Raw genomic sequence first — 2,436 nt, 5'->3', positions numbered from 1 at the left:
TTGTCAGCAGTCTGAATAGTATATTATTTGATTTTACTGCGATATATGACCCACAAGCGATGCATTTAAATGTTAAAGCTACTCCTGTATCAGAACCTGAGCCAACTCCGGAACCTAACCCAAACCCTACTCCTGAACCGAGGCCAGGTTTAATTGAACATCTGGTGAAACAAGCGTGTGATGATTGCTTAGTTCCAGTAGCAGCTAGCTTAGATAAAATTAAATCATCAGCAGACAATGATATTGCTTTTGGTTTAATAAAATTAAATAGTGAAAAAGAGGTGGTTAAAGCGGTAGAACAACTTCAGCCATTACTTGGTATTCGTACCAGTCGAGTCATAATAGAAGCAACCGATACTTTAACAAAAGCAATACCGACAGGACGTTGTTTAGTGGATACTGATGAGAATCAAGTGTGGGCAAAAGTGTTAGGTGAATGGAATGAGCGAGATGGATCATTTGGATTGTCAGGCTATCAAGCTAACCATTATGGTATTGCAGTAGGTAATGAACGTTGCGTCACTGAGAATACCAAATTAGGTTTAACAGCAGGTTATATTAAAACTGATGCAGATAGTTATGATTCATCAGCTAATCATAACTTAAAAGCGGATACTTGGCAGGTTGGTGTATATGGTAATACTGTCTTAACCCCACAATGGGATATTGATTTTTATGCAGGAGTTGGTCAATCTTATTTAGATGGAAAACGTCGGTTAACTTTCTTAGAGCGGACAGCGGAAAGTGAAATGAAAGCGAATCATTTTCGAACTGGTATCACATTAAATAGAGAATTCCAAATTAATCCTCAAACGAAAGTAACGCCATTCTTGACATTAGATTATCAACGAGTTGAAGTCGAAGATTATATAGAGAAAGGAGCAAAAGATTTTGATTTTGCAGTAGATAAACAAAGTACAGAAGCCTTTATAGTAAAAGCAGGTATAAAAGGTGATTTCCAAGTCAATGACAGATTAAGTTTACAAACGAAAGCGGCTGTGGGGTATGATATGACATATCGAGGTAATTATTTACGTGCAGGTTTTGTGAATTATCCACAATATCGGTTTACATTAGATGATTGTGATGTATCACGCGTAATTGGTGAACTTAATGTGGGAGCAAAATATCAAATTAGCAAAAATATTGCATTGAGTACTGGAGTACAATCGACTTTTGCGAAAGGGTTTAACTCTGTTTCTGGTAATGTGAATTTAGCAATTCAGTTCTAATTTAACTATTAGGTTAGATAAAAATACCTCGTTACTACGAGGTATTTTTTTATCTGAAGCTTTATATAAGTTTTTGATTTATATTCTATTTATTGTGATATAACTGATACCCCTAAGTGTAACGAAAGGGAACTAAAAATTTTGAATGTAGTGATCCACTAAATTAGCAGTCCTTGATAGTTTTTTTTCGCTAAAATTGGCGGTAATCCTTGATTATAGCTATGCGGTCTCACTCTGTTATAGTAAAACACATAACGCTTAATATCTTCCTTAGCTTCTTCTAATGAAGAATAACCGTCTTTTAACATCCATTCATATTTAAAACGTCTAAACCAACGCTCCATCGGCGCATTATCTCAACAATTTCTTCGATGACTCATACTTTGTATCAAACCATGTTGTTTGACACATTGGATAAACGCCTCACTTCCATAAATACTGCCTTGGTCTGAATGAAACAACATCTTCTCTGTTCTTTTCGTTGTTAGCATCGTATGATTTAATGCATCAACCACTAACGTTGCATCATGCTGTTTCTGCAATCGCCAACCCACGACTTGACGTTGTGCTAAATTCATCACTATCGCTAAATAATGCCATTCCCCCTGCACTTTGAGATAAGTAGTATCAAATAACGCCTTTATCTCTACCGTCAAACCTAAATGTTTATTGCGCTTAGCTTGGCGCTTTCTCTGCGCATAATACGTCCGTTCTGAAAGCGCAAATAACGCACAAACCCGTTTTATTCCATACGATTTTAATGTCTTTACCGCTTGGTAGCGTTGCGCTCGAGTGACATGAAAATCGCGGTAGCCTTTTTTAGGATTTCTTTATCCTCCTCGAGAATTTTAATCCGTTGTTCAAGCTCTCGTATCCGTTGTTGCTCTGGCGACAGTGGCTTCGTTCCTGGTAATACATAGCCTTGTTCTTCTGCTTGGAGTTGTTTTATCCAACGCCGTAAGGTCGTTTCGCCTATCCCTAATTCTAAACAGGCTTGGGCAACGGAATAACCTTGCTCAGTGACTCATTTTACTGCGGTGACTTTGTAATTTGGGCTAAATGTTCTTCTCATTTTAGTGTCCTCTTTTTGTGATAGTTTACCACCTATTGAGGACTGCTAATTTAGTGGCTCACTCCCATTAAAGCGAAAAAAAACGCTAACCTCTCGGTTAGCGTTCCTTCCTCTAATTTATAACCTGGCAGT

At 37.6% G+C, this 2,436-nt stretch carries 3 protein-coding genes and 1 pseudogene; 1 reads left to right on the top strand and 3 read right to left on the bottom strand.

Annotated features, from left to right (window positions below):
• Positions 1 to 1,232 (top strand): autotransporter outer membrane beta-barrel domain-containing protein (locus P375_RS11560; RefSeq protein ID WP_209434830.1); only part of this gene is annotated, 1,232 nt, incomplete at its 5' end.
• A 158-nt stretch (positions 1,233 to 1,390) separates the two neighbouring features.
• Here P375_RS11560 and P375_RS12475 read toward each other — a convergent pair.
• The 3 genes and pseudogenes from P375_RS12475 to P375_RS13050 form a co-directional block, all read right to left on the bottom strand.
• Positions 1,391 to 1,576 carry an integrase core domain-containing protein gene (locus P375_RS12475; RefSeq protein WP_039137191.1) on the bottom strand — a complete coding sequence of 62 codons (186 nt, stop codon included), beginning with the start codon at positions 1,574 to 1,576 and terminating at the stop codon, positions 1,391 to 1,393.
• A gap of 12 nt (positions 1,577 to 1,588) precedes the next feature.
• Entirely contained in the window at positions 1,589 to 1,888 is a 300-nt protein-coding gene (locus P375_RS12330) for a DDE-type integrase/transposase/recombinase (RefSeq protein ID WP_167333074.1), read from the bottom strand.
• Positions 1,889 to 1,998: 110 nt separating this feature from the next.
• Positions 1,999 to 2,235: pseudogene (locus P375_RS13050) on the bottom strand (transposase); the annotation flags it as partial.
• Between the last annotated feature and the right edge of the window lie 201 nt (positions 2,236 to 2,436).

Source organism: Gallibacterium genomosp. 2 (assembly GCF_000771895.1).
Classification (GTDB): Bacteria; Pseudomonadota; Gammaproteobacteria; order Enterobacterales; family Pasteurellaceae; genus Gallibacterium.
This window is presented reverse-complemented; position numbering and strand designations above follow the sequence as displayed.

What these genes read in the sequence shown, in the direction of transcription:
- P375_RS12475 (WP_039137191.1), bottom strand. Translation starts at nt 1,576, where the DNA reads ATGGAGCGTTGGTTTAGACGTTTTAAATATGAATGGATGTTAAAAGAC.